This is a genomic window from Mucilaginibacter sp. (assembly GCF_028288225.1).
Classification (GTDB): Bacteria; Bacteroidota; Bacteroidia; order Sphingobacteriales; family Sphingobacteriaceae; genus Mucilaginibacter.
Genome location: NZ_JAQBOC010000028.1, coordinates 120,360 through 147,120, shown reverse-complemented (window position 1 = coordinate 147,120; position 26,761 = coordinate 120,360). Strand labels below are relative to the sequence as shown.

Below are 26,761 nucleotides of genomic sequence, written 5' to 3'. Positions count from 1 at the left end.
AATTCAAACTGATCCTACGAATGTTCTCCCTGGTAAAAAGAAGTGAATTGTATGTGGAAAACTATAAAAGAGCGGCATAGAAAACGGCTTTTTTAAAATAAATTTGGAAATGTATTAATCCTAGAATACAGGGTCAGAAAATTTTTACCAAGCCCTGAAAGGGTGACATCCGCCAGCGCAGGGCGAAGCCCTGCGATACAGATGCAGTAAAGAGCAGCTTCACCATTTACAACAACATTACAACTTTACAACCTTTCAACATTACAACAACCCCAACCCTTACAACTTCTAAACACAAATCCCTACCTTTGCATCCTGATGAATCAAGTTGCTAAGAAAAGATTTTTTGAAGACGTTACCATTATTGACATTGCTGAAGAAGGCAAAGGTGTAGGCAAGGCGGACGACTTTGTGCTTTTTGTCGACAAAGCCGTACCCGGTGATATTGTTGACGTACAGGTTTTCCGCAGTAAAAAAAACTTTGGTGAAGCTAAGATCACCGAATTAAAACAGTCGTCTGAATACCGCACACAACCCTTTTGCGAGCATTTTGGCACCTGCGGCGGCTGCAAATGGCAGCACATGACGTATGAGGCGCAGCTAAAATTCAAGCAAAAATCGGTGGCAGACGCACTTACACGCATAGCTAAGATAGATGTTGGCGGCATGGATGCTATTGTACCCTCCCCTGCCGATAAATATTACCGCAACAAGCTGGAATATACCTTCAGCAACAAACGATGGCTGTATGATGGCGAGAGCCGTGACAATGAAGAACTGAATATGGATGCCCTGGGCTTTCACATTCCTGGCAGGTTTGATAAGATCCTGGATGTTAACCATTGCTGGCTGCAGGCAGAACCATCAAATACGTTGCGCAACAGTATCCGTGAGTTTGTGATCCGCGAAGGTTATACTTTTTATGACCTGAAAGGGCATGAAGGCGCATTACGCAACCTGATCGTACGCACCTCATCAACCGGTGAGGTTATGGTGATCGTGGTTTTTGCTTACGCAGATGAGGAGCAAGTAAATAAGCTGATGAGCTATATCGACAGCAATTTCCCGGAGATCACTTCCCTGCTGTACATCATCAACCAAAAAAAGAACGATACCATTTTTGACCAGGATGTAGTTGCCTTTAAAGGTCCGGAATATATCCACGAGGAGATGAACGGCATAAAATTCCGCATCGGGCCAAAATCATTTTATCAAACCAACTCTATCCAGGCATTAAAGCTGTATGAAATAGCCCGCGATTTTGCAGGCTTTACAGGCAACGAATTGGTATATGATCTTTACACAGGTGCAGGTACTATTGCCAATTTTATTGCCGGCCATGTGCGCGAGGTTGTGGGTGTCGAATATGTGCCATCGGCCATTGAGGATGCAAAGATCAATTCGGCCATTAACAATATCACCAATACCAAATTTTTTGCAGGCGATATGAAGGATGTGCTGGTGGCCGATTTTGTGGCTGAGCATGGAAAACCGGATGTGATCATTACCGATCCACCGCGCGCAGGAATGCACCCGGATGTGGTTGCCCGCCTGATGGAAATTGAAGCGCCAAAAATTGTTTACGTAAGCTGCAACGCCGCAACCCAGGCCCGCGATCTGCTGGTATTGAAGGAGAAATACGATACGGTGAAAATTCAGCCGGTTGATATGTTCCCGCATACACAGCACGTGGAGAATGTGGTGTTGCTGGTGTTGAGGTAGTTCATGGTTCATGGCAGAAAAGTCCATGGACCATGGTCGATAGTCCATAGTGAGGACAGATAGAAGTTTAAATAATCCACCGAAAAAGATCATGTGATCTTTAATCAAGCGAACGGCGAAGCCCTCTTGAACACCTTATAAAAACAAACACCTGTGAAAAATCAGGGTTCAAAAATAAATCATCTTTCAAAAAAATCGGTGTAATCAATCAAAAAATCGGTGCAATCAAAAATAATAATATGGAACCGGAAGAACTTTTAAATGAAAATAGAGATAACGGTGACGGGCCTAAAAAAGAAAGTCCGCTGCTGAGTTTGGAGAGGGATTTAAAATTTTTTAATGAATCCATCCGCGAGGTTGCCGTTGAAATAATGGTGGAAGGACTCTCAAGTTACCCCATATTTATAGCTCACCAGCATGAACTGGCTTTAGGCGAGCTGATCCTCGATCGCTTTGACCTGAACACGGAATGGAGCATCCACGCCTCAACTCTTGAAGAGTTTGTAGAGAAGGGTGTAATAAAGGAAATATTAAAAGAACGCTTTATCAGCAGCTATAAAAACCCGCACGATTTTATGTGTGTTTTTGTGGTGGTTCCTGAAGGAGCAAATTTTGTATATGTGCCGTACATTAAGTAATAATTTGTTGAAACGTTGTAAAGTTGAAATGTTGTAAAGTTGCTATCTTTACCATGTTATTAAGGCGCCTAGGGAAATAACATTTCAACTTTACAACCTTTCAACATTACAACAGCGAAGCAATGTCAGACAAACACCTCCTTATATTAAACCAGCAGCAGATCAGGCAGAAGATTGACCGGATTGCTTACCAGATCCTGGAAGATAATTTTGATGAAGAAGAGATCCTGATTGCCGGTATTTTGCCCAGCGGCGATAAAATTGCCAAAAGAATAAAAGCTATATTGGACGACATTGCCCCTTTCAAAAGCAAAATGATAGGCATTGAGCTTGATAAGCAAAGCACCAGCCTGAAAGCTACCATTAATTTTAATGTGCAGGACTGCAGTAACAAGGTGGTTATTTTGGTTGATGATGTGTTGAACAGCGGCAAAACGCTTGCCTACGGCTTTGGCGTATTCCGCGATGTACCACTAAAGAAACTCCGTACCGCCGTATTAATAGACCGTAACCACAAAAAATTCCCAATGACCACCGACTTTGCCGGAATTGCATTATCAACTGTTTTAAAAGAGCATGTGGATGTTGTTTTGGATGAAGAAGGTGAAGAAGATGGGGTTTATTTGAGGTAGATTTAGAGAGCCTTACGAAATTTAAAAAATTCCGTAAGGCTGATTGATACTATTTTTTAGCCGGATACTCCTGGTTAAACTCATTAAACGCAGCTACAATCGCATCCGCTTCCTGTTGCTTAAAAGTGGTCTTTTTGGCCCTGGCAATCATTTTAGCCATAAGTCCTTTGCCGGATGCTGATGGTTCGTTTCCGTAAGTGCCGTCGTCATATTTCTTCATTATATCCGGGGCATCTTTTAAATAATCTTTAATGCCGTCGTTTAGTATATCATGATATTTTCCGTCGTTATCTTTCCTTGCTAAAATTTTATAGCCAGCCAGCAACTCATGGGTTTTCCGTTTCTCATAATCTTCGTACGAACCGGTAAAGGTATCCATATCAGGCGGATAAGAATAATAACGGTAAGATGCTATTCTTCCGGCGGTCAGCCGTTCCAGCATATGGTCATTTGACCCTAAAATTCTAAAGTGAAGATCGGAGCTTTCCACATAATGTACTTTATCAAATTTACGGTCGCCAACCTGGTAATATTTAATGTCGCCTGTTTTATACTTTTTGGGCTTAACATCTCCATTGGGATTAGCTGCAACCGCTGCAGAATCTTTTAAAAAGATATGCTGCTGATTAAGCCATGGTGAATTTGCGTACAAAATAATTGTACCGCTTAACCGTATTCCATCATTTAGAATAACATAACCGGGCTGATAAACATCCTGGGCTTTTAAAACAGAAACGCTGCACAAAAGCAATAAACAAAAAGCAGTAAAGTAAGATCTTTTCATGATAATAGTAAGGTTGTAATAAATATAATAATGTGGTTTGCGGGGTATGCAAAGATATACGGCAGTCTTTAAGATAATGTTACATTAATAAACAATTTGTCTGTTTATTATTTCAGCAATGCTTCTGCCTTCTCCGCCGTTAAACTCAGGCCGTTTGCAATAAAAGTAGCCTTTTTATAAAAAGGTTCACGCTCTTGTAATTTTTCATCAATAAAAGCAATAAGTGCCTCGCCATATTTATCGCGCAATAAGGGACGTTTGGTTTTTTCGTGTTCAAGCCTGTCGGCCAGTGTTTTTGGGGATAGCTGGATATATACCGATCTGCCGTGTGCATTTATCCATTGCATGTTGTCAAAAAAGCAGGGCAAGCCTCCGCCTGTTGAAATTACTGCATGTTTAGGATATACAGTTTGCTTTAAAACTTCTGATTCCAGCTTACGGAAGGCATCCTCTCCATGAATGCTGAAGTAGTCGGCAATATTCATGCCCACCTGTGCTTCCAGGATATGATCCAGATCCATAAACTCATAGCCCAGTCTTGAAGCCAGCTTACGGCCCAAGGTAGTTTTGCCGCAACCCATAAAGCCGATCAGGAATATTAAGCCTAATCCGCTATGTGTATCTTTTTGATTATTATTTTCAGACAATTTATACTCCTTTGTATTAATTATTAATAGCTATTTAGAACGTGTGGTGGCGTCATCCTGAACCTGTCGGCCTGTCATGGTGAGCTTGTCGAACCACGCAGGGGCCTATCCACTTGCTAAGCATGGTGCTATGGCCTTTGCCCAAATACTTCGTGTGCCTACCCATGACAAGTTATGTTGAACATGCAATGGGCTGTCACCCTGAGCTTGTCGAAGGGCGACGTGCGCAGAGGCCTGTCCGCATGCTAAGCATGGTGCTAAGGCCTTTGCCCGCGTCGTGATTCGACAAGCTCACCATGACATCCCACCCTTGTCATTCCCCCTTTAGATTCCGCAGGAGTTTATATCTTATTTATAATGACACCCTTTTTTACATTCTTCACCTGCCAACTGCCTACTCAAAACTGCCAACTGACCTACAACTACACCAGCTTCACCCTCGGATCAACCCAAACATAAACAACATCAACCACAATACTTATCACCACAAAAATAAAAGCAATAAATAATATAGAGCCCATTACCACCGGGAAATCTGACATTTCAAGGGCATCAACCGTGGTTTTACCCAGCCCGTTATAGCCAAACACATATTCTACAAAAAATGAGCCAGCCAGTAAGGAGGCAAACCAGTTGGCAATTGCAGTAATAACCGGGTTAAGCGCATTTTTTAAGGCATGGCGGTAAATTATGGCATTATTGCTTAAACCTTTGGCTTTTGCGGTGCGGATATAATCCTGCCCCAACACATCAAGCATAGCATTGCGGGTAAGCTGCACAATAATAGCAAGCGGACGCAGGCCAAGGGTAACCATTGGCAAAATTAAATTTTTCCAGGTAATTACCTCACCCTTAAACGGGTCATAACTATACAAACTGCCCGACATATTTAAGCCGGTGTACTTGCTCAGCTCAAAGCCGAAGATCCAGGCTATAATGATTCCGGCAAAAAAAGAAGGAGCGGATACGCCTAAGGTTGAAAGGCCTATGGCCAGCTTATCTACCCACGTATTTTGATTTACGGCACTTATTACCCCTAAAAAAACACCGATAATTATAGCGAAGATCATGGCGGTTGTAGCCAGTACTAAAGTGTTGGGGATCACCTCGAGCAACAGCACAGCTACTTCTTTATGCGTTTGGTATGAACGGCGTAGGTAGGGCCACTTTAAAGCTACCAATTTATCATCAGAGATACTAAACAATTTTACATAATGATACCGCTGTTGCTCCTCTGTATTATTGAGGTGGATGCCTATTGGCGAAAGGTCATTCATATAATAAGCAAACTGCATGGGCACGGGTTTATCCAGCCCAAACTCTTTGCGGATAGCTTGTAATGATTGTACATCGGCGCGCTGGCCCTGGGTCATGCGGGCAGGGTCGACGGGTAAAATATTGAACAGAAAAAAAACTACCACCACAATGCCGAGCATTACAGCAATACCGTAAAATAGTTTTCGGATGAGGTAGCTGATCATTTGTTTTATTCCTGAAAATATTTTTTCACCAGGTCGTCATATTTTGGCATGGAATGGTAATGCCACTTGTTTACAACCGTTCCGTTCTTTAACAACAGCACCCCCGGGTTAGCACGTACCATAGTTTTTAATGGCACCCCATCGGCATAAAAAATCTCGAACATTAAATGGTGCTGCTTGCTGTAAGCCTCAGTAAACTGGTGCGAATTTGAAGTGAGCATTACCGTGCGGGTATTAAAGTTTTGAGCGAGATTTATTGCCATAGCGTTTAAGCGGCCAATGGCTTCATCGTCGGTTTTATTCAGATCGTAAGCCACAATCACCAGGTTGTTATAGGGATTTGTCAACAGCTCTTTTGTATAATCATTCCCCTGTGCATCCTGGATGGCTAAATCGCGAATCTTAGGAGTAAAACCTTTTTTTACCAAACGGCTTTCCGGCTGACCTACAACCTCCCAGTTATTATCTTTCCAGATGTTGGTTTTCAAATATTCGGTGTTGGTCATCACCTTGGTTTCGCCTGTTTTTTTATTTTTCAGGTTATAGGTAAGCTCATATTCATCTGGCTTTGCACCCGGCGGTGTTTTCATTTCAGCAGGAATGTTTGCGCCAATTTTATAAGGCAAGAAATCAATTACCGGCGAAAAGTTATAAGTGTATAAACCAAAGCCTATTGATAAGACTGTTATAGTGATCAGTAAATTGTCGCCTGTTTTGGCCGCAAATAAGGGTTTAATATTCCGTCGATTAATAAATAGCACTACAATCAACAATAATAAAACCAGGTCCTTACTGAATGATTGCCATGGGGTTAACGGGATAGCGTCGCCAAAGCAGCCGCAGGTTTGCACCACCTGGAAGTAAGCTGAATAAAAGGTTAAAAAGGCAAAGAAAATGATCAGCAGCAGCAAGCCCCAGGCAACAGATACCGCACGCACGCCAATCAGCAGGGCAAAGCCCAAAATAATTTCGAGCGAGCACAGAATAATGGACAGGCTAAGCGCAAAGCCGTTTAAAAAAGTGATATGGAAAACCTCGAAATATTCTTCCAGCTTGTACGAAAAGCCAAGCGGGTCGTTTATTTTTACCAGGCCCGAAAATATAAAAAGCAGGCCTACCAATATCCGGGCTACCCATACCAATTGTGATGTTTTGTTTTTCATTTGTAATTTAGAAGTTGTAACGTTGTAAAGTTGTAAGGTTGAGAAACCAGAAAATAACATTTCAACTTTACAACCTTTAAACATTACAACAACCAGTGGCTAAAGATACATTTTTTCATAAAAAGGCAACTGTAAATGCAGGAGGTAAACTTATTGATTTAAGCAAGCCAAAGGTGATGGGGATTATTAACCTTACTCCTGATTCATTTTATACCGGAAGCCGGAAGCCGGGGATTGCTGATGCCCTGCTGCAAGCCGAAAAAATGCTGACAGAGGGCGCGGACTTTTTAGATCTTGGCGCCTCCTCTTCACGCCCCGGTGCTGATGATATTTCCGTACAGGAAGAAACCGACCGCCTGTTGCCTGTTGTTGAAGCAATTGTGAGCCGATATCCAGATGCCGTTTTATCGATAGACACCTTTCGTACCGGGGTTGCTGAAGCGGGCATTAATGCCGGAGCGCATATTATTAATGATATCAGTGGCGGACAACTGGACGGGGATATGTTTGCCACCGTTGCCCGTTTACAGGTGCCTTACATTTTGATGCACATGAAAGGCAATCCCAAAACTATGCAGCAACTGGCTATTTACGACGATGTATTTGCCGACGTGTATGATTATTTTGCCGATAAGTATTACCAATTAAAACAGCTTGGGGTACATGATGTAATTATTGATCCCGGTTTTGGGTTCGCAAAAAAACCGGAACATAGTTATGCTTTAATGAGTCGCTTGCAGGATTTAAACATGCTGCAACTGCCAATACTGGTTGGCATCTCCCGCAAAAAAATGATCTATGGTGAGCTTGGGATTAATGCCTCCGAAGCTTTGAACGGCACAACAGCTTTAAATACTATTGCTTTAACAAAAGGTGCTAATATACTACGGGTACATGATGTAAAAGAAGCAGTTGAGGCGGTAAAGATCTGGGAGTGGTGTAATATTGGTTAGAGAATTAGGGAAGATTTGACAACTTTTAAAAAGTTGTCAAATCTAAATAGCCGGTCAATGAAAACTCAGTGTACTTTGTGACTTGCTCTGTGTGGTAAAAAATTAACCACAGAGTGCGCTAAGTAGACACGGAGATTACTAAGACCAAGTATTATTTTTTACTCTTAATTAGGATAATGTTTTTAAGACAACCCCTATATTATTACTGCTTTACATAGATGGATGAAAGTCCATCTGCAGCGCTGGAGCCTATGGTTAAAGTGTCATTTTTAAGCTGTAGTAGATCCCCGGTTGTATCATGATCATAGTATATATAATTAAACTTTTCAGGAGTCATTGTAAAGGTTTTTTCAGTAATATGAAATGTGCCCTGGGCAGTAACACTAAAACCCAGATAAAATTTATAGGTGCTGTCGGCATTAAATTGGATCATATTGCCATTACCGGGAGCAAATGATTTTTGTGGCATCAGTCCCCCGTTTTGGAACCTTAATTCCCATTTGGCAAATAAGGCACTATTAGCAACATTCTTTATTTTAGAACCCTGCGACTCTTTTTTACAGCTAATTGCTATTACAGCAATGCAGAAAATAAATAAAAACACTTTCATAACTTTTATTGGTTTGAAAATCTGATTTGTTTGATATATAACGAAGTTTCACCATCAGCAAAAGTACTGCCGATGATTAAAGAGTCGGCCTTTAAGACCATGAAACTGGGACTTTCATTTTCACCGAAATATATGGCATCATATTTTGCATCACCCCAGGTAACGCCGCTTTTTACTATTTTAAAAGTACCCTGATTATCCTGCTTAAAATTAGTGAAGAATTTGCAGGTACTATCCGCGTTAAATTGGATCAGCTTCCCATTACCTTTAGGCAGTTCCTTTGATACCCCTGCAATTGTACCCGAATAATGCCGTAACTCCCAGGTGCCAACTAAGCCCGAAGGCTCAGGGTTCCCCTTTTTACAGCCGGCAATGGTGGATGCGATGCAAATGAGAAATAAAAATATTTTCATAACGGTTTATTTATAGCTAATACGGGGAGGTAAGATACAACGCTACAGGGTGTTATAAATATTTAAGTAAGTTTAGTACATTAGTATAATATATTAAGAATGTTATCAGAATGACAGATACTGAAGTAAAAAGGATTGGGAGCTTTGCTTGAAGCATTGGGTGAAGTAAATGCAGCGCGTTTTATCACCTTGCTTAACAGGGATCCTTTTGATTATACTACATGGCAAAAAAATCTTTTTGGAGATTTGAATGTTGGCGAAATTAGCTCTAAAACTATGGATCTTAAGGAAGAAAAACCTATAACCTTATTGCTAAAAGATTTGACAACTTTTTAAAAGTTGTCAAATCTAAATCTTTACAGGGGAGTATGAAAATTAATACATGCTATTCTTAAGATATATTAAGCGCCTCTTAAATGCCTTCTTAACTGATTTATGTGATCATCTAAACTTAATAGGTCGTCTTTAGCCAGCAAGTTTGCTAAAAAATAAAATACGTTTTCATTTGTCCATCTACCTTCATGAAGTTCAAGAAAAAAGAATTTTAATTCTTGGCTATTCCAATCACTTGATATCTTATCAATTCGTGACCTCAATGGAGCTGATAATTCACCTTGTTGTCGTAAAATAATAAGCTATTTTACTAAAAAGAACATTTCGTTAAACTCAACATTAATTTTTATGTCTTTTAGCTTTTTGTCATTGTCATTGTAAACACCAGCATTTCTAAAATAATTCCATATTGCAGGCTCTTGTTCATAAAGCCCAGTCTTAATCTTATATTCATTAAAATATTGACTTAATTCCCAACTGTCTTTTAAACCTATTTGTATAAGCCATTCTGATTTTATTTTAAACCCATAGCCAAGAGTAACTAACTTCATTTCATCCACAACTTCCATAAATTGTTGCTTTGTCTCCGGATCAAATTTATAAACATTCATTCCCAACGTTGAGCTGATTTGTATCCCAAAATAACTATGACTTTCAAACAGTGGAAAAACTCTAACAATAAAATAATTAGAATAATTTTCTTTCACAAATTCTGCTTCCTTAAGAGACAAATGAAAAGGAGTGTTTTCAAAATATCTCGTAGTTTTCACATCGATAAAAGACGTTTCTACAATTAGTTCGTTAGACTGGTAGCACAAAGAGATATCGTAAGGTTTATACGATTCAGAAATTTGATTGTGGTGAACCAGTTCTCGTTTTTGCCGGTCTCGATTATTTTTCCAAACCTCGGCTATAAATCTGAAACAGGCTTTTTCACCCAATATTCCAATTTCCTCTATGGACAGATCGTCGAAATTTTTCGCTTTTTTTATAATGTTGTAAGACGGTTTTAATTTAGATTCACCTATTTCGAGATTCGAGTGGTAGTCTATAAAACTTTTTAAATAACTATCTCGTTTACATATTTTTCTGCAATGCAACCCTTTTAAACTCCAATATGGGCTAGATACTTCTTCTGTCATAATTACTATCTGATAATAATTGTTCTAACCTTTCCAATTCTATATCACCCCACCAGCTCCATCACCTTCAATATCTCATCAATATATTCCCGGTTATTGGCCAAGCGTGGTACTTTATGCTGACCGCCTAATTTGCCTTTTTCCTTCATCCAGTTAAAGAAGGTCCCTTTGGGTGCTTTACGCACCAATGGCCGGCGCAGGGCAAGGTCTTTAAAGCGCTTGGCATCGTAATCGGAATTAATGCGGCGCAGGGTTTCGTCAAGCAGGTCTACAAAGCGCTCAAATTCAGCGGGCTTCTTCTCGAACTCTATTATCCATTCGTGGGCGCCGCATTCATCGCCGTTAAAATATATCGGGGCGGCGGTGTAGTCGCGGATAATGGCGCCGGTTTGCTGGCAGGCCTCTTCCAGCGCACGTTCGGCATTATCTATTATCAGCTCTTCGCCAAAGGCATTTATAAAGTGTTTGGTACGCCCGGTTATCTGGATGCGGAACGGTGAAAGCGAAGTAAATTTTATGGTATCCCCAATCATGTATCGCCACAGTCCGGCATTGGTGCTGATGATGAGGGCATAGTTTTTATCAAGCACAACTTCATCAAGCGTTAGTGTTTCCGGGCTCTTATCATGCAGGTGCTCCAATGGCAAAAATTCATAAAAGATCCCATAATCCAGCATCAGCAGCATTTCGCCGGGTTCGCGGGTATCCTGGATGCCGAAGAAACCTTCGGATGCGTTATAGTTCTCCAGGTAGTACATATCATCCTTAGGGATCAGCTTTTTAAACTGCTCGCGGTACGGCGTAAAATTTACCGCCCCATGAAAATAAAGCTCCAGGTTGGGCCATACTTCCAGCAGGTTCGTTTTGCCCGTTATCTCCAGGATCCGCTTAAATAAAAGGATATTCCAGGTTGGCACACCGCTAAGGCTGGTAACATTTACATCCTTGGTGGCATAGGCCATTTTTTCTATTTTCTCTTCAAAATTCTCCAGCAGGGCAATGTCCATATGCGGGGTGCGGTGCAATTCAGCCCATAGGGGCAGGTTTTTCATCAGCACTGCAGAGAGGTCGCCAAAAGAAGTATCGGCGCTTAGCTGGCTCACCTGGTAGCTGCCGCCAAGGGTCAGGATCTTCCCGGTAAACATGCGGGCATTGGGGTTATTATTAAAGTAAATGGTAAGCAGATCTTTACCACCTTTAAAGTGGCATTCCTCCAGCGATTCTTCGCTTACAGGGATAAACTTGCTGCGGTCGCTTGTGGTGCCTGATGACTTGGCGAACCATCTTATTTCTGATGGCCAAAGCACATTTTGCTCACCCTTTAACATCCGCTCAATATAGGGTTTTAGCGTATCGTAGGTTTGAATGGGTACCCGTTCTTTAAACTGGGCCAGGTGGATGATGCTTTTATAATCATACTTGCGCCCCCATTCGGTACGTTCAGCTCCCGAGATCAATTGCTCAAACCACTCCTCCTGTACTTCATTAGGGTACTTCATAAAAAGCTCGATCTGGTGGATCCGCTTTTTCATGAACCAGGTAAAAACAGAGTTGAAAATGGTCATGGAAGAAGTAGTGAGTGAATAATTAGTGAATTAGCGATTTAGTGAATTAGTGAGTGAATAATTAGTGAATTTGTGATTGAACTCATTTATATAAACCCGGATTATTCCTTCCTAATCTCTGGTCTCTAATCTTTAATCTCTGCCACCGGCTTATCAAAGTTGAATACCTTTCTTTTTAATACAAAGTTCGAGCCAAGGTAAACTTTACGCACCATCTCATTTGCTGCCAGCACTTCGGGTACCCCCGACTCTAATAATTTACCTTCAAAAAGCAGGTAGGCCCTATCGGTTATTGACAGCGTTTCCTGCACATTGTGGTCGGTTATCAGGATCCCGATATTACGGGTTTTCAACTTGGCCACCATAGCCTGGATCTCTTCTACCGCAATAGGGTCAACCCCGGCAAATGGCTCATCAAGCAAAATAAAATTAGGTTCGGCTGCCAGTGCGCGGGCAATTTCTGTACGCCTGCGTTCGCCGCCTGAGAGCAGGTCGCCACGGTTCCTGCGCACCTTATGCAAGCTAAATTCGTCAATCAGTTCTTCCAGCTTATCCTTTTGGCGGTCTTTAGGCATGGTGCCCATTTCTAAAACGGCCTTTATATTATCTTCAACAGATAGTTTTCTGAATATAGATGCTTCCTGTGCCAGGTAACCTATGCCTTTTTGTGCACGGCGGTACATCGGGTCGCCGGTTATGTCTACATCATCCAGGAAGATCCTGCCTTCATTAGGTTTTATCAAACCTACTATCATATAAAACGATGTGGTTTTACCGGCACCGTTAGGCCCCAGCAAACCCACAATTTCGCCCTGCGAAACATTGAAGCTTACATCGTTTACAACCGTACGCTGCTTATACCTTTTTAATATATGTTCTGCTCTTAAATTCACTGATTACACCGATTTGTTTTATGATTACACCGATTATTTCTTTTTGGGATTTCACCGATTATTTTTTGATTTCACTGATTCTTTAAACCATGATTGTTTTAAAACCATGATTGATTTAAGGATTATATGGTTCTCTAATAGTTTAAGATTCTTTTGCTATGGACTATCGACCATTGTCTATGGACTTCCTGCTATGAACTATGAACCATCAACTATGAACCTCCTTACTATGGACTATCGACCATCGTCTATGGACTTTCTACTATGAACTATGAACCATCAACTATGAACTTCCGCCAAAACGAATTCCCTTCACATTTAACTGGATCGTTCTCCGCTCTTTCCAAATATTTTCCTCAATGGTATAACACATATCAAAAGGCACATCTTTTAGCAGTTTGGGCAAATATTCGCCATGGTTAAATGCAATGCAATCAAACATAGCAGAATCTTCCTGCATTACCATCATTTTTATGTGATTGCCGCCCACTAAACCTGCATATCCGCTAACATACACATTTTTACTTATGAATACCGGTGCCATATTCTCGGGCCCGAAGGGCGCAAACTGGTTCAGGATCCTGAAAAACTTTGGTTCTACCTGGCTTAAACGTAATTCTGCCTCAATCTGTATCTGCTGAATCAATTGCTCGGGTTTAATGGTGGCGCTCACCACTTCCTCAAACCTGGTTATAAAGGCTTCCACATTTTCAGGGTGCATAGTTAGTCCGGCGGCATATTTATGCCCGCCAAACTGGATCAGCAGGTCACTGCAGCCGCAAAGCGCCTCGTACAAATCATATCCCAAAACAGAACGTGCCGAACCTGCCACATGCCCGTTTGAGCGGGTAAGCACTATGGTTGGGCGATAATATTTTTCTGTTAAGCGGGACGCCACAATACCGATAACGCCTTTGTGCCAGTTCTCATTAAACAATACGGTCGACTTACGGCTTATCAGTACCTCATCATTGTCTATCATCCCCAAAGCTTCATCGGTAATAGATAGATCATGACCCTTGCGCTCGGTATTTTTAACATTGATAAGCAGGCTTTTTTCTTTGGCAGCATTTTCTTCGTTCGCAATCAGCAGCTCAACTGCATGTTTGGCGTCGTCAATGCGCCCGGCAGCGTTAATGCGCGGACCGAGTAAAAACACCACATCAGATATAGTGTAGTTATTCCCCCTGCCTGCAACTTCCATCAGGGTTTTAACGCCCATACACGGATTATTATTTATTTTTTGCAGGCCCAGGTGGGCAAGCACCCGGTTCTCGCCGATGATATGTACAATGTCGCAAGCTATGCTTATAGCTACCAGGTCAAGGTAGCAATCAACCTCGCTAAACGGAATATTATTTTTTTCGGCATACGCCTGGATCAGTTTAAAACCGATGCCACAGCCTGACAGTTCTTTAAAAGGATAGGTGCAATGCAGCTGTTTTGGGTCGAGGATGGCAACGGCGCCAGGTAATACATCGCCGGGCAGGTGATGATCGCAGATGATAAAATCAACCCCTTTTGTATTGGCATAAGCAATTTTATCTACCGATTTAATGCCACAATCAAGCGCTATTATCAGCTTAAAGCCATGCTCGTGTGCATAATCAATTCCATTAGTCGAAATCCCGTATCCTTCCAGGTACCGGTCGGGAATATAGTACTCCAGCTTATCGTAATATTTCTTAAAGAAACTGTATACTAAAGATACGGCGGTGGTACCGTCAACATCATAATCACCATAGATCAGGATCATTTCGCCGGCGGCCATTGCAGCCTCTATCCGCAATATAGCCTGCTCCATACCGGCCATCAGAAAGGGATCGTGCAGGTGGCGGTTATCAGGTCTGAAAAACAGGCGGGCCTCATCATAGCTTTTAATACCCCTGTGTATCAGCAAGGTACTTAAAACGAGATCAATACTTAACGCGGCAGCCAAATTTCTTACTTCCTCTTCGTCAGCATTTTCTCGTACTGCCCACCGTTTATTCATATCTTTGTAGCTTAAAAAAGGTAAAGATATAGATTAGTGAGTAGAGGTTAGAGATTAGAGATCAGATTTTTTTTAACAAACGAAATACTAACGCCCGTTCAAGCGTCCACGCTTGAATGACCAAAATTTAAGCGTCCACGCTTAAATTACCTTACCATATTGTACGTAAGCGTGGCCGCTTACAATGGTTTTCATTCAAGCGAAGACGCTTGAACGGGCACATAAAGATAGGGATTAGTGATCAGAGGTTAGGAAACCTATTTATAAAAATAACAAACTGCGAATTTTGAATCAGAACAATTTTAACACACCAGGTATTTCAGCAATAAATAATCAAATGGTAGAAATACCGGGTGGAAAAATTGAGTTGAGAGATGACAGAATAAAGCATAAATGGAGTGTTGACATAGAACCTTTTTTGATTGCCAGGTTTCCCGTTACACAGGAACTATATTTTGGGATCACAAAAGAATCTCCTGCTTCATTTAAAGGGGATAAAAAGCCGGTAGAAACTGTATCATGGAAAGATGCGGTGATGTTTTGTAATTTATTCTCCCGGGAAGCGGGATTGCAACCTTGGTATTATTTGAGCGCTAACAGCACCGAAATAACATTTGACCCAAAAGCCAACGGTTACCGGCTCCCCACTGAAGCAGAATGGGAATATGCATGTAAAGCAGGTACTACGGAAAGCAGGTACGGAGAGATTGATGCCATTGCATGGCATAAGGACAATTCAGAAAAAACGACACATGATGTAGCCCTGAAAGCGCCCAATTCATGGGGGTTGTATGATATGCTGGGTAATGTGTGGGAGTGGTGCTCGGACATCTACGATGAAACAGTTTATGGCTCATACCGCATATTCAGAGGCGGTGGCTGGTGTGACGAAGCAAGAGGTTGTTTGGCCACTAACCGCAGACGCAGCCACCCGTCATCGTTTAAAATTGATGACCTTGGATTTCGGGTAGCAAGAAATTTGAAGGACAAATAAAAAAGTTTAAATAAGTAATAATTGTTTAAGTGTTGACGCTTGAACGAACAAAAAAATACATTAATGAAAATTTTCACATTAAGCGAAGGCTCCTATTCTGTTGATATAACCAAAAAATTTATTCCTTTTAATCCTGAAACGGATAGCCCCAAGGACAGGCCGGCGTCTTTATTTATCCATGTTAATCCCTTTTTAGTACAAACCGATACCGATCTTATACTTTTAGATACAGGCCTTGGCTATAAAGATACCCGGGATGAGCTTTTTATCCACCAGCATATCCGTAATGCAGGCTTTGATCCGGATGAAGTAAGCCTGGTTATTATGTCGCACCTGCATTATGATCACTCCGGCGGCCTGGTAGTTGAGCGTGGTGGCAAACTGGTGCCAAACTTTCCTAAAGCACAGCATGTTATCCAGAAAAAAGAATGGGAAACAGCGCTGTCCGGCGCTTCATCATCTTATCATAAAGAAATTTTTGCAGCATTACAAGGCAACATCAACCTAACCCTTGTTGAGGGCAGCGGTGAATTTAAACCGGGAATAAGGTATGAATTATCAGGCGGTCACTCTCCGTACCACATGGTTATATGGATGGAAAGCAATGGTGAAAAATGTTTTTTTGGTGGCGATGAACTACCTGAGCCAGAGCAATTGATGCGGAAGTTTATTGCTAAGTATGATTATGACGGACGTAAAGCTATGCAGTTAAGAGAAGAATATGGTAAAATTGCCGCCGGGGAAGGCTGGACTTGTTTATTTTACCATGCAAAATCATTATGTGTTGGTAAAGTTGTTTATAATGATGATCATTTTAAGGTTATTCCTGCTTAAGCAGGATCCTCAACTTTAAATAATTCAACTATCTTTTCAACATTAAGCGGTTTCGATATAAAGTCTTTTACAAGTGGGTATGAGCGTGCTTTATTAATATCGTTACTAAATACTGATGATGAGATGATGTAAATTTTGCATTTTCCCGCCGGATCAACATTTAAGCGTTTAAATTCATCTAAAAACTCCCAGCCATTCATAATTGGCATATTTATGTCCAGCAAAATATAATCAGGCAATTTTTCAGGATCCGCCTTCTGGATCTCAACCAGTTGATCGATAGCATATTTCCCGTTAAGGCAAGCCATGATCTCGGTATTCGTAAGCGCTTTCTTTATCAACTTAATAGAGATGAAGTTGTTTATTTCATCGTCATCAACAAGTAAAATACTAACGGATCTGCTATTAAACTCCATATAAATAAATTATGATATGCTTTATACGCAACAAAGATTTAAAGGTTATATCCCTTTTAAGAATAAATTGAATAAGAAATTACAGTTAATGGTTAAACGATAAATCTAAAGATTGATTGCTCAATCAACCAGTGAATTGGGTAATATTGATTAAAATTAATACTTTAGACCGAACATTCCTATAACTGATAATGAAAAAAATTTACCTGCTTTTTTTACTGTTAATTAACTTTTTACAGGCTGCAAGTGCCCAAAAAACCGGCGATATTGAATCTAAGGTAAAAGGTTTAACTAAATACTCAGGCTATTTTAATTTTTATTGGGATGAAAGCACCGGCCGGATCCTGCTTGAAATTGATAAGCTGAATACCGAATTTTTGTATGTTAACTCCCTGCCTGCCGGCGTAGGGTCAAACGATTTGGGTTTAGACCGCGGGCAAATTGGCAATAGCAGGATAGTTAAATTTGTTAAAAGCGGGCCAAAGGTATTGCTGATGCAACCCAATTATGCTTACAGGGCAGTTAGCAATAACGCTGATGAAAGAAAATCAGTTGAGGAGGCATTTGCACAATCTGTTATATGGGGGTTTAAGGCCGAAGCACAGGACGGTGATAAGGTATTAATTGACTTCACCCCTTTTTTACTGCGCGATAGTCACCATCTTGCGGATAGACTAGGAAGCAGCGACCAGGGAAATTTCAACCTTGATGAGTCACGCTCGGCCATTTATTTACCAAATACCAAAGCATTCCCGGAGAACGCTGAATTTGAGGCTACAATAACATTGGCTGGAAAAGCTAAAGGCAGCGAAATAAGCTCGGTAACGCCTGATCCTAATTCGGTTACTGTGCGGATGCACCACTCGTTTATTAAACTGCCTGATGATAATTATAAAGTGCGCAAATTTGATCCGCGTTCCGGTTTTTATGGCGTGGACTATATGGATTATGCTACTCCGATAGATCAGCCCATTGTTAAGCGCATGCTTGCCCGGCACCGGCTGCAAAAAAAGGACCCGGCGGCTGCTATGAGCGAACCGGTAAAACCGATTATTTATTATGTAGACAGAGGCGCCCCCGAACCTGTGCGGACTGCATTAATGGAAGGCGCATCATGGTGGAACCAAGCCTTTGAGGCAGCCGGGTATAAAAATGCCTTCCAGGTAAAATTACTACCGGAAGATGCTGACCCGATGGATATCAGGTACAATATCATCCAGTGGATCCACCGCTCAACCCGGGGCTGGTCGTATGGAGCATCTATTAATGATCCGCGCACCGGGGAGATCATAAAAGGGCAGGTGTCATTAGGCTCATTGCGTGACAGGCAGGACTTTTTAATTGCCGAAGGCCTCTTACAGCCTTATGAAGACGGCAAACCCACAAGCGATAAAATGTTAAAAATGGCCATAGCCCGCCTGCACCAGCTTGCCGCGCACGAGGTTGGGCATACCCTTGGCCTGCAGCATAATTTTGCTGCCAGTACAAATAACAGGGCATCGGTAATGGATTATCCGCCACCGGCATTTACTTTAGCTGCTGACGGAACAATCGACCTGTCCAATGCTTACACTCCCGAAATTGGCACATGGGACAAACGCGCCATTTTATACGGCTACCAGGATTTCCCGGCAGGCACAAATGAAGACGAAGCCTTAAAAGGAATTATAACCGAAACATTAAAACAGGGGCAGCTATTTATAACTGATGAAGATGCCCGGCCTGAGGGCAGCGTACATCCGCTGGCCCATTTGTGGGACAATGGCAAAAATGCAGCCGATGAGCTGAACAGGCTGATGGACATCCGCAGGCGCTTGCTGGATAACTTTTCGGAAAAAGCGATAAGGCAGGATGCGCCGGTGGCTACCATTGAGGAGCCTTTGGTACCCATATACCTGCTGCACCGCTACCAGGTTGAGGCAGCCTCAAAAATGCTCGGCGGCTTATACTATACCTATGCTATTAAAAACGATGGCCAGCCAGTTGCCCGGTTTATTCCGCCGGCTGAGCAGTGGAAGGCTTTTAATGCGCTGATGTTAACCATTAGTCCGAATGCACTGGCGCTGCCTGAAAAGCTTTTGGAAAAAATTCCGCCAAGGCCTGATGGTTACCCCAGGACGAGGGAGTTGTTTAAATCGCGCACCGGGTTGACATTTGACCCGATGGATGCTGCTGAATCTGCGGCTGCTACTACACTTAAATTTATGTTGAATCCGGAGCGTGATGCAAGATTGGTTGAATATAATTCGAGAGACAATGCACAGCCGGGGTTAATTGCTGTAATGGAAAAGCTTGTGGCCCAAACCTGGAAAGCCCCGCAGCAAAGCGGCTATAAAGGCGAACTGCAGCGCTTGGTGAACAATTTAACCCTAAAGCAGTTATTAACCCTGGCAGCTAACAACAAAGCAGCCGAAAGTGTTAGGGGAATTGCCCTGATGGAAATAGACGATTTGAGAAAATGGATGGTCATCAGCCTTCGTTCGGCGGGTGATAATATTAAAGCAAACCTTATATTCGGACTTTCGCAGATCAACGCCTTTGAAAAAGACCCCGCCCAGTTTAAGCCGGCAGCGGCGGTGGATATGCCGGATGGAAGCCCTATTGGGGAAGGGGATTTTTGATTTCGGATTTAGAATGTTCGATTTCGGATTTATTTAACCGATTGTTATTGAGAAGTACGATGCAATCGCGAACTTTGCGAAACGGTCATGCATGGTTTGCGATTGCACGCTCTTGCTCTCAATGACATGATTTTTTATACAAAGCTATGTCAAAACCAATCATAACGGGCCTGATGGCCTACGGAATGTCGGGACGTATTTTTCATGCGCCATTTTTAACTACCAATCCCGGGTTTACTTTTAAAGCCGTTGTTGAGCGGCATGAGAAAAAGGCAGCGGTCCGCTACCCGGATGTTATCAGTTACAGCTCCATTGACGAATTGCTGGCTGATGATGAAATTGAGCTGGTAGTTATCAATACCCCCAACAATACCCATTTTGATTTCACCTTGCGAGCGCTGAATGCGGGCAAGCATGTACTGCTCGAAAAACCTGCCGCAGCAACCAGCGCTGAAGTAAAGATAATGTTCGACCTGGCACGCAAGAAGAACCTGCACCTGATGCTTTACCAAAACCGGCGGTACGATAGCGGCTTTATGCTGGTAAAGGATGTAATTGAAAGTGGCAGACTGGGTGAGCTGATAGAGGTCCACATGCGGTTCGACAGGTATAAAACTGCGCTTAGTCCAAAATTGTTTAAGGAGAGCAGGGACACTCCGGCCAATGGTTTGGTTTATGACCTTGGGCCGCATCTTATTGATAATATAATAGCCTTATTTGGCAAGCCTTTAACCTTTACCAAAACAACAGGTATTTACCGTGAAGGATCAGAAGTGCCTGATTATTTTAACTATCATCTAAAATACCCCAACCAGCTGAACGTATACTTAACTTCGGGCCTGCTGATGGCTGAAGTATTGCCCGGCTTTGCAGTTTACGGAACGTTGGGAAGCCTGGCAAAAGAACGTTGCGATACCCAGGAGGCCCAGCTTGACAATGGCATGATGCCCACCGACCCCGGTTTTGGCATTGAACCCGAAGGCAGTGATGGCAAGCTGGTAATTATGGGGCTCGATAACAAAAAAAATATCGAATATATAAAACCGCCAAAAGGAAATTACAACGGTCTATTTGACGCCGTTCATCACACAATCCGCAATAACGCGTTATTCCCAGTAACGGAAGAGCATGTTGCCTGGCAATTAGAATTGCTTGAAAAGTAAAAATATCGTATATATGTCCCCTGTTAAATTGCAATTAAAAACAATGAAGAAATTAGTATTTTTTTTATGCCTTATAGCGGCTGTTAGCTGCACTAATGCACAAACTTTTACCCCGCCGCCCACCATTCCCCCTTATAAAATATTAACTACCGACAGCGTTAATATAACCCCGGCTAATCTTAAAAAGGATAAAGCTACTATGATCATTTATTTTGCTCCTGATTGCAGCCATTGCCAGCATTTAATGTTCGAGCTAAAACCGCATATGAAGGAACTTAAAAACGTACAGGTAATAATGATAACATTTGTACAGCAAATTAAAGCGATCCAGGTTTTTGCCCGTGATTTTGATCTGAAAAAATATCCAAACTGGACGGTTGGCACTGAAGGCTACACCTACAAAGTACAGCAATATTACCATGTAGCTACTACCCCATACATTGCCATTTATGATAAAATTGGTAAACCGGTAAAGTATATTGATAAAGACCCTAAAGTTGAAGACATATTAGCTGCGGTTAAAAAACTGTAAGAGCATATTAGCATTAATTTCGCTTGTATATTTACTCGCCGCCATGCTGGCTCTCTTATCCGTAACCAAAAAATTACCTTAGAATATCAACAAAGTTACAAGCATTATTGCTATGTAAAATGTAAAAAGGTGATTTTTGTATTATGAATTCGAATTTGATAAAAACGACCTTTTTTTCACTTTGCATATTTTCTTTTGTCACTGTTAATGCCCAGCAAACCCCGGCTGGTGGTACTATATCAGGCAAATTAGTTGATGCGGCAAATAACCGTCCGCTTGAGCTTGCCACTGTTTCGCTTATACGTAAATCAGATAATCATACCGTAAAAAACATGCAGACCGATCTGCAGGGCAGTTTTTCTCTTACCGGGGTTGATGATGGCCAGTATTCATTACGGGCAACTTATGTAAGTTATTCGCCCTTTTTGAAAGATAGTATTAATATAAGCCCTGCAAAACGGATAATTGATCTCGGCAACATAAAACTGCGCCCGGGCAAGAGCCTGCTGAAAGAAGTGGTAGTAACCGCACAAAAAAGCCAGATCCAGCTGGGAATTGACAAAAAATCATTTAATGTGGAGCAGAGCCTGGTTAGTCAGGGTGGCTCGGCAACTGATCTGCTGGCTAATGTGCCATCGGTGCAGGTTGATGTGGACGGTAATTTGAGTCTCCGCGGATCAAGCAGTGTTCGCGTTTTAATAAACGGTAAGCCATCAGCCTTAACCGGCGGTAACATTGCTGACATTTTGCAATCTATCCCTGCCAGCTCAATCGAAACTATCGAGGTAATTACCAACCCGTCATCAAAATACGATGCAGAGGGGCAGTCGGGTATTATCAACATCATACTAAAAAAGAACGCGCAAAAAGGCTTTACAGGGTCGGCAACGGCATCGGTGGGTACGCAAAACACCTATAACGGCAACTTTAACATTGCCTACCAAAATAGCAAGGTAAATGTTTATGCCAACTACAGCTACCGAAAAGGCACAAGAGTCGGCGATGGTTTTTCAAATAAAACCACCATTGCCGATACCATCAATCAAACCCAAAATCAAACCCAAAATCAGCAATTTACTTTTACCGGGCAAAACATCCGCAGCGGCATAGATATTAATTTAGATCCTAAAACAACGCTGGGCTTCTCAACCAATGTCAACATCCGCGACCGCGACCGCCTACAGAATGGCGCCACGCTTATCACGCAAAACGGCATACTACAGCAACGCATCAACCAAAATAATAGCTCAAATGGCAGCGGCACCAATGTGGATTTCAACCTTGATTTCAGCCATAAATATAAAACGAAGGGCGAAGAGTTAACCGCGAACATCAATTACGGAACGGATAAGAACAACAATTTCGACAACCTGTTCAGCGAATATTATGATTACAGCGCGTCTTCATACCTTCGTACCCAACAACACAATACTACCGTTGGGAGAGGAAAAAACTGGAACATCCAAGCAGATTATACCCTGCCGCTAGCCAATGGCAAGCTGGAAGCCGGCGTAAGGAGCAACATCAACAACAGCGATAACAACTATGTGGTTGATACCCTAAACAATACCAGCGGCGGCTTTGATTATAACCCCTTCCTGAGCAACAGGTTTATTTATAAGGAAAACATAAATGCGGCTTACACCAATTACCAGCATCAGTTTGGTAATTTTGGCCTGCAGGTTGGCTTGCGCCTGGAAGATTCACACATCCGTACTTCATTGAGTGATAGTGTTACCGTGCCGCATAAACAGGATTATTTCCGCGTTTACCCAAGCGTGTTTTTAACAGATAAACTGTCGGAAAATCAAACCTTGCAATTGAGCTACACCCGCCGGGTATCGCGCCCGCGCGACAGGCAGCTTTCGCCTTTCCTCGACCAAAGCGACAAGCTGAACTACCAGCAGGGTAACCCCGACCTGCGCCCCGAAGACACCCACTCGTTCGAGCTGAGCTATATTAACTATTGGAAAAGCGTTACGCTTACTTCGTCACTGTATTACAGGCTCACAAACGGTGCTATCCAGCGCATAACAACGCCGCTTAGTCCAACAAATCTGGATACTACGCTAACTACTTTCGAGAACATAAAAAGCGCCTCAAACGCCGGTTATGAGCTGATAGCCAAGGTAAGCCCGAGCGCGGCCATCGACTTTACCGGCAACGTGAACGTTTATTACCGCCATATCGACGGTGATGCAGCCTTGGGTTTAACCACCACATCAGGCTATGCATGGAACGGCAATTTAACTGCCAACCTGAAACCCTTTAAAAAGCTGGGCTTCCAGATCCGCGGCGACTACCAGGGTCCGCAGGTAATTCCGCAGGGTAAAATGCGTGCCATGTATGGGGTTGATGGTGGTGTAAAATACGACATCACCAAAACCCTGAGCTTTAGCGGCAACGTGCGCGACATATTTAATACCCGTAAATTTCGCTCGGATATCAACATTAATACACCATACTTTGCCTCAAACCAGGTATCTGAAAGGCGGTTTTCTACCCGTACTGCTATTTTTAGCCTATCGTACCGCTTTGGCAACAACGGCATCCCGCAAAAACGCAAGGAGAAAAAGGAAAACCAGCAGCAAGACCAGGACAATACCCCCGACGATAGCGGCGGCGCTGTACAAGGCGGCGGTTCCGGAACAGCTCCGGCCCAGCAAGGTGCAAAGTCAAAAGGATAAGCAACCATTTTAAGATCTTTTCTTTCATGCCTATGATGAGGGCCTGTCGTAATTGGCAGGTCTTTTTTTTGTGCCCGGCCCCCCGATCCGGCAACGCATCTTCGCGTGTTCCCTGGTGAACAATGTGCATGCGTGAAACAAACGGAACAAGTGGAACAGCCTTTTTAAAAAAGTTGGCAGTTTTGAGTTGGCAGTGGGCAGTAAAATATAAGGGCATCCCAAGCTTCATCCTGCTTACTGGAGACAACTCCAACAAGGGTGCAGTTCAGACGATTATAAAAAGACCCGCCCGTGCGATTCCCTCCCTTGGGAGGTGTATGGAGGGGTTTCTACGCCAGGCTTTTACGCTTGTTGAGGTTTAAAAGCAAGGGTAACATAGTTCGCGAAACCCCTACCTTCCCTTCCCCGAGGAAGGAATCGCACAGGCCACTGCTTGTTTTGATTCTTCCCAATCCTCCCCGCCAATACCCCTACTGACAAAACACTGTCAGCACTTTTCCCAAATCCAATCCCGATATTAGCACTGTCCCTCACCCCCACTGCCCGGCCATCCCCAACACAACATGAAAAAGAAGAAACAAACCAAATCCAAATACTCGCCATTTGTGCGCTCCATTGTAATTGAAACCATCAGGAATGACACCCGCGCCAACCTGGTCACGGAGGACGATATGGAGCTTTTGTTTAAGAAAAGTCAGGAAGAAGAAGTGGCAGTGGGAGTAGCAGCGGGGGTAGCAGTAGCAGCGGAAGAAGAAGTAGTACCAGCACCAGACGAGGAAGAATATGACTACGATTATGAAGACGATCCGGAAGAAACCACGCCTGGCGACTATGAGTATGAATACGATAACACCGGCGCTTTCATCATCCGCTCGGGCACCGACTGGCAGCTGCAGGACGACGACGAGCCTGAAGCCGGCATGCTGCTGGGCAAGCTTTGGATGCAGGATGAGCTTTGTATCCTTTTTGCCGATACCAACGTGGGCAAATCCATCCTCGCTGTACAAATTGCTGACAGCATAAGTCGCGGCCTGCCCATCCCCGGCTTCGAACTAACGCTCCCCGCCGCTCCCGTGGTATATTTTGATTTTGAGCTGAGCGACCAGCAGTTCCGCCGCCGCTACAGCAGTGCCGCGGATGGCAAACACCCCTTCAACGGCAACTTTTTCAGGGCCACGCTCAACCCCTTCTCCAGTAAACAAAACAGGTTTAACACCTACGAGGAGTTTATAAATAACGAGATCGAAAATGCGCTGCTGGCCTGCAAGGCAAAAGTGCTCATTATTGATAACATCACCTGCCTGCGCTATGGCACGCAGAGCGCAGCGGGCGCCTTAAATTTAATGGAATACCTGCAAAACATCAAGCGGCGGTACCGCATCTCCATCCTGGTGCTGGCCCATACGCCCAAACGCAATACCACCAAACCGCTTTCACGCAACGATCTGCAGGGCAGCAAAATGCTCATCAACCTCGCCGACAGCGCCTTCGCCATCGGCGAGAGTCAGCAAACCGCCGGACTCCGCTACCTCAAACAGATCAAGCAGCGCAGCATCAGCGAGGAATACGGCGCGGCAAACATCTGCTTCGGCGCCATTGTAAAAACCGGCCCCTTCCTGCATTTTCAGTTCAGCGGCCAGGGTTACGAAAGCGATCACCTTGCAACCTATAACGAACAATACCGCAAAAATACCGAGACCCGCATAGCCCAGCTCAACAAGCAGTGCCTCACCATCCGCCAGATAGCCGCCCAGCTTGGCCTCGCCTCCACCACCGTTTTCCGGATCATAAAACGATTGGGAGATGCAGGAGAATGTGCGGATGTGGGAGGATGTGCGGATTTCGGATGTGCAAATTTGGGAGAATGTGCGGATTTCGGATGTGCAGATGTGCGGATAGAAGAAGCAGGGCCAGCAGCGATTCCCCTCTTGAGAGGGGTGCAGGGGTGTGTTATGGAAGATGCCGATGTGCAGATGAGTGATGCAAAAATGGATGAGCGCGCAATTGTCATCCTGAGGCACTCGAAGGACGACGAGCGCGAAGGCCCTTGCCATGCAGAAATACAAACGGAGGAATCGCCGGGTGTCATCCTGAGCCTGTCGAAGGACGAGGAGCGCGAAGGCCCTCGCCATACAGAAATACAAACGGAGGAATTGCCGGGTGTCATCCTGAGCCTGTCGAAGGACGACGAGTGCGAAGGCCCTCGCCATGCAGCTATACAAACGGAGGAATGCGCCCCGGATGCTGGAAGATGTGCGGATTTCGGATGTGCGGATGTGCAGATGAGTGATGTGCAAATGGAAGAATGCATCCCCGATCCACCCCACCTCGAGTCTATCGAAGAAGTGGTGCGCAAAAATCTTGAACATCCCCTCATGCCCCGCCGTCCGGATCACGTCCTCCGCTCAAAAGGCTACCGGGACCTTGTCAAACAATATCACATGGAACTGGCGATGCTGCGGGGCGAAAGACCCTGACGACAAGGAATGGCAAGAAACTGACTAAAAAGCCTTTGTCACCCTGGGCTTTGTCCCCGCAGGGTCTC

The 26,761-nt window shown here is 43.4% G+C and carries 23 protein-coding genes; 12 read left to right on the top strand and 11 right to left on the bottom strand.

Annotated features, from left to right (window positions below; all coding sequences use genetic code 11):
- Positions 1-318 precede the first annotated feature (318 nt).
- From rlmD to JWQ54_RS08640, 3 genes are all read left to right on the top strand, one after another.
- The gene (rlmD, locus tag JWQ54_RS08650; RefSeq protein WP_299583127.1) at positions 319-1,722 is read left to right on the top strand and encodes a 23S rRNA (uracil(1939)-C(5))-methyltransferase RlmD; all 1,404 of its coding nucleotides are present in this window, start codon (positions 319-321) and stop codon (positions 1,720-1,722) included.
- Positions 1,723-1,961: 239 nt separating this feature from the next.
- Complete coding sequence (locus tag JWQ54_RS08645) at positions 1,962-2,360, top strand: hypothetical protein (RefSeq protein ID WP_299583124.1); 399 nt, start codon at positions 1,962-1,964, stop codon at positions 2,358-2,360.
- 122 nt (positions 2,361-2,482) lie between these two features.
- On the top strand, positions 2,483-2,992 hold the full coding sequence (locus JWQ54_RS08640; RefSeq protein WP_299583121.1) for a phosphoribosyltransferase family protein: 510 nt from the start codon (positions 2,483-2,485) through the stop codon (positions 2,990-2,992).
- Positions 2,993-3,041: 49 nt separating this feature from the next.
- Here JWQ54_RS08640 and JWQ54_RS08635 read toward each other — a convergent pair whose 3' ends face one another.
- The 4 genes from JWQ54_RS08635 to JWQ54_RS08620 all read right to left on the bottom strand — a co-directional run bounded on the left by JWQ54_RS08635 (position 3,042) and on the right by JWQ54_RS08620 (position 7,067).
- A complete protein-coding gene (locus tag JWQ54_RS08635; RefSeq protein ID WP_299583118.1) occupies positions 3,042-3,776 on the bottom strand; it encodes a hypothetical protein in 735 nt (244 codons plus the stop codon).
- Positions 3,777-3,883: 107 nt separating this feature from the next.
- Positions 3,884-4,423: a shikimate kinase gene (locus tag JWQ54_RS08630; protein WP_299583115.1), complete on the bottom strand. Its 540-nt coding sequence runs from the start codon at positions 4,421-4,423 to the stop codon at positions 3,884-3,886.
- A 422-nt stretch (positions 4,424-4,845) separates the two neighbouring features.
- Positions 4,846-5,904 carry an ABC transporter permease gene (locus tag JWQ54_RS08625; protein ID WP_299583112.1) on the bottom strand — a complete coding sequence of 353 codons (1,059 nt, stop codon included), beginning with the start codon at positions 5,902-5,904 and terminating at the stop codon, positions 4,846-4,848.
- A 5-nt stretch (positions 5,905-5,909) separates the two neighbouring features.
- Positions 5,910-7,067, bottom strand: coding sequence for a BT_3928 family protein (locus JWQ54_RS08620; RefSeq protein WP_299583109.1), 1,158 nt, complete (start codon positions 7,065-7,067; stop codon positions 5,910-5,912).
- Positions 7,068-7,162: 95 nt separating this feature from the next.
- Between JWQ54_RS08620 and folP the strand changes: the two genes are divergently transcribed.
- A complete protein-coding gene (folP, locus tag JWQ54_RS08615) occupies positions 7,163-8,020 on the top strand; it encodes a dihydropteroate synthase (protein ID WP_299583106.1) in 858 nt (285 codons plus the stop codon).
- 202 nt (positions 8,021-8,222) lie between these two features.
- On the opposite strand, the gene JWQ54_RS08610 is transcribed toward folP, so the two are convergent.
- Both JWQ54_RS08610 and JWQ54_RS08605 read right to left on the bottom strand, forming a co-directional pair.
- A complete protein-coding gene (locus JWQ54_RS08610) occupies positions 8,223-8,630 on the bottom strand; it encodes a hypothetical protein (RefSeq protein ID WP_299583103.1) in 408 nt (135 codons plus the stop codon).
- A gap of 5 nt (positions 8,631-8,635) precedes the next feature.
- Positions 8,636-9,043, bottom strand: a complete 408-nt coding sequence (locus JWQ54_RS08605) for a hypothetical protein (RefSeq protein ID WP_299583101.1) — start codon at positions 9,041-9,043, stop codon at positions 8,636-8,638.
- Positions 9,044-9,187: 144 nt separating this feature from the next.
- Between JWQ54_RS08605 and JWQ54_RS08600 the strand changes: the two genes are divergently transcribed.
- Positions 9,188-9,379, top strand: a complete 192-nt coding sequence (locus JWQ54_RS08600; RefSeq protein ID WP_299583098.1) for a hypothetical protein — start codon at positions 9,188-9,190, stop codon at positions 9,377-9,379.
- Positions 9,380-9,678: 299 nt separating this feature from the next.
- Here the strand turns inward: JWQ54_RS08600 and JWQ54_RS08595 are convergent, their stop codons facing one another.
- The 4 genes from JWQ54_RS08595 to recJ all read right to left on the bottom strand — a co-directional run bounded on the left by JWQ54_RS08595 (position 9,679) and on the right by recJ (position 14,969).
- Positions 9,679-10,518: a DUF3883 domain-containing protein gene (locus tag JWQ54_RS08595; RefSeq protein WP_299583095.1), complete on the bottom strand. Its 840-nt coding sequence runs from the start codon at positions 10,516-10,518 to the stop codon at positions 9,679-9,681.
- A gap of 44 nt (positions 10,519-10,562) precedes the next feature.
- Positions 10,563-12,083: a GH3 auxin-responsive promoter family protein gene (locus JWQ54_RS08590; protein WP_299583092.1), complete on the bottom strand. Its 1,521-nt coding sequence runs from the start codon at positions 12,081-12,083 to the stop codon at positions 10,563-10,565.
- Between the two features lie 125 nt (positions 12,084-12,208).
- Positions 12,209-12,976: an LPS export ABC transporter ATP-binding protein gene (gene lptB / locus JWQ54_RS08585; protein WP_299583089.1), complete on the bottom strand. Its 768-nt coding sequence runs from the start codon at positions 12,974-12,976 to the stop codon at positions 12,209-12,211.
- A gap of 283 nt (positions 12,977-13,259) precedes the next feature.
- Positions 13,260-14,969, bottom strand: a complete 1,710-nt coding sequence (recJ, locus tag JWQ54_RS08580) for a single-stranded-DNA-specific exonuclease RecJ (protein ID WP_299583086.1) — start codon at positions 14,967-14,969, stop codon at positions 13,260-13,262.
- A 286-nt stretch (positions 14,970-15,255) separates the two neighbouring features.
- Between recJ and JWQ54_RS08575 the strand changes: the two genes are divergently transcribed.
- Both JWQ54_RS08575 and JWQ54_RS08570 read left to right on the top strand, forming a co-directional pair.
- On the top strand, positions 15,256-15,963 hold the full coding sequence (locus JWQ54_RS08575) for an SUMF1/EgtB/PvdO family nonheme iron enzyme (protein WP_299583083.1): 708 nt from the start codon (positions 15,256-15,258) through the stop codon (positions 15,961-15,963).
- Between the two features lie 63 nt (positions 15,964-16,026).
- Positions 16,027-16,797: an MBL fold metallo-hydrolase gene (locus tag JWQ54_RS08570; protein WP_299583080.1), complete on the top strand. Its 771-nt coding sequence runs from the start codon at positions 16,027-16,029 to the stop codon at positions 16,795-16,797.
- Here JWQ54_RS08570 and JWQ54_RS08565 read toward each other — a convergent pair.
- A complete protein-coding gene (locus JWQ54_RS08565) occupies positions 16,794-17,213 on the bottom strand; it encodes a response regulator (protein ID WP_299583077.1) in 420 nt (139 codons plus the stop codon). The two genes, JWQ54_RS08570 and JWQ54_RS08565, sit on opposite strands and share 4 nt — an antisense overlap.
- Positions 17,214-17,404: 191 nt before the next feature.
- Here JWQ54_RS08565 and JWQ54_RS08560 point away from each other — a divergent pair, with 191 nt between their 5' ends.
- From JWQ54_RS08560 to JWQ54_RS08540, 5 genes are all read left to right on the top strand, one after another.
- A complete protein-coding gene (locus tag JWQ54_RS08560; RefSeq protein WP_299583074.1) occupies positions 17,405-19,834 on the top strand; it encodes a zinc-dependent metalloprotease in 2,430 nt (809 codons plus the stop codon).
- Between the two features lie 146 nt (positions 19,835-19,980).
- Positions 19,981-20,997, top strand: coding sequence for a Gfo/Idh/MocA family oxidoreductase (locus JWQ54_RS08555; protein WP_299583071.1), 1,017 nt, complete (start codon positions 19,981-19,983; stop codon positions 20,995-20,997).
- 43 nt (positions 20,998-21,040) lie between these two features.
- Positions 21,041-21,529: a thioredoxin domain-containing protein gene (locus tag JWQ54_RS08550; protein ID WP_299583068.1), complete on the top strand. Its 489-nt coding sequence runs from the start codon at positions 21,041-21,043 to the stop codon at positions 21,527-21,529.
- Between the two features lie 143 nt (positions 21,530-21,672).
- Entirely contained in the window at positions 21,673-24,216 is a 2,544-nt protein-coding gene (locus tag JWQ54_RS08545) for a TonB-dependent receptor (protein WP_299583065.1), read from the top strand.
- Positions 24,217-24,779: 563 nt separating this feature from the next.
- Positions 24,780-26,693, top strand: a complete 1,914-nt coding sequence (locus JWQ54_RS08540; protein WP_299583062.1) for an AAA family ATPase — start codon at positions 24,780-24,782, stop codon at positions 26,691-26,693.
- Positions 26,694-26,761 lie beyond the last annotated feature (68 nt).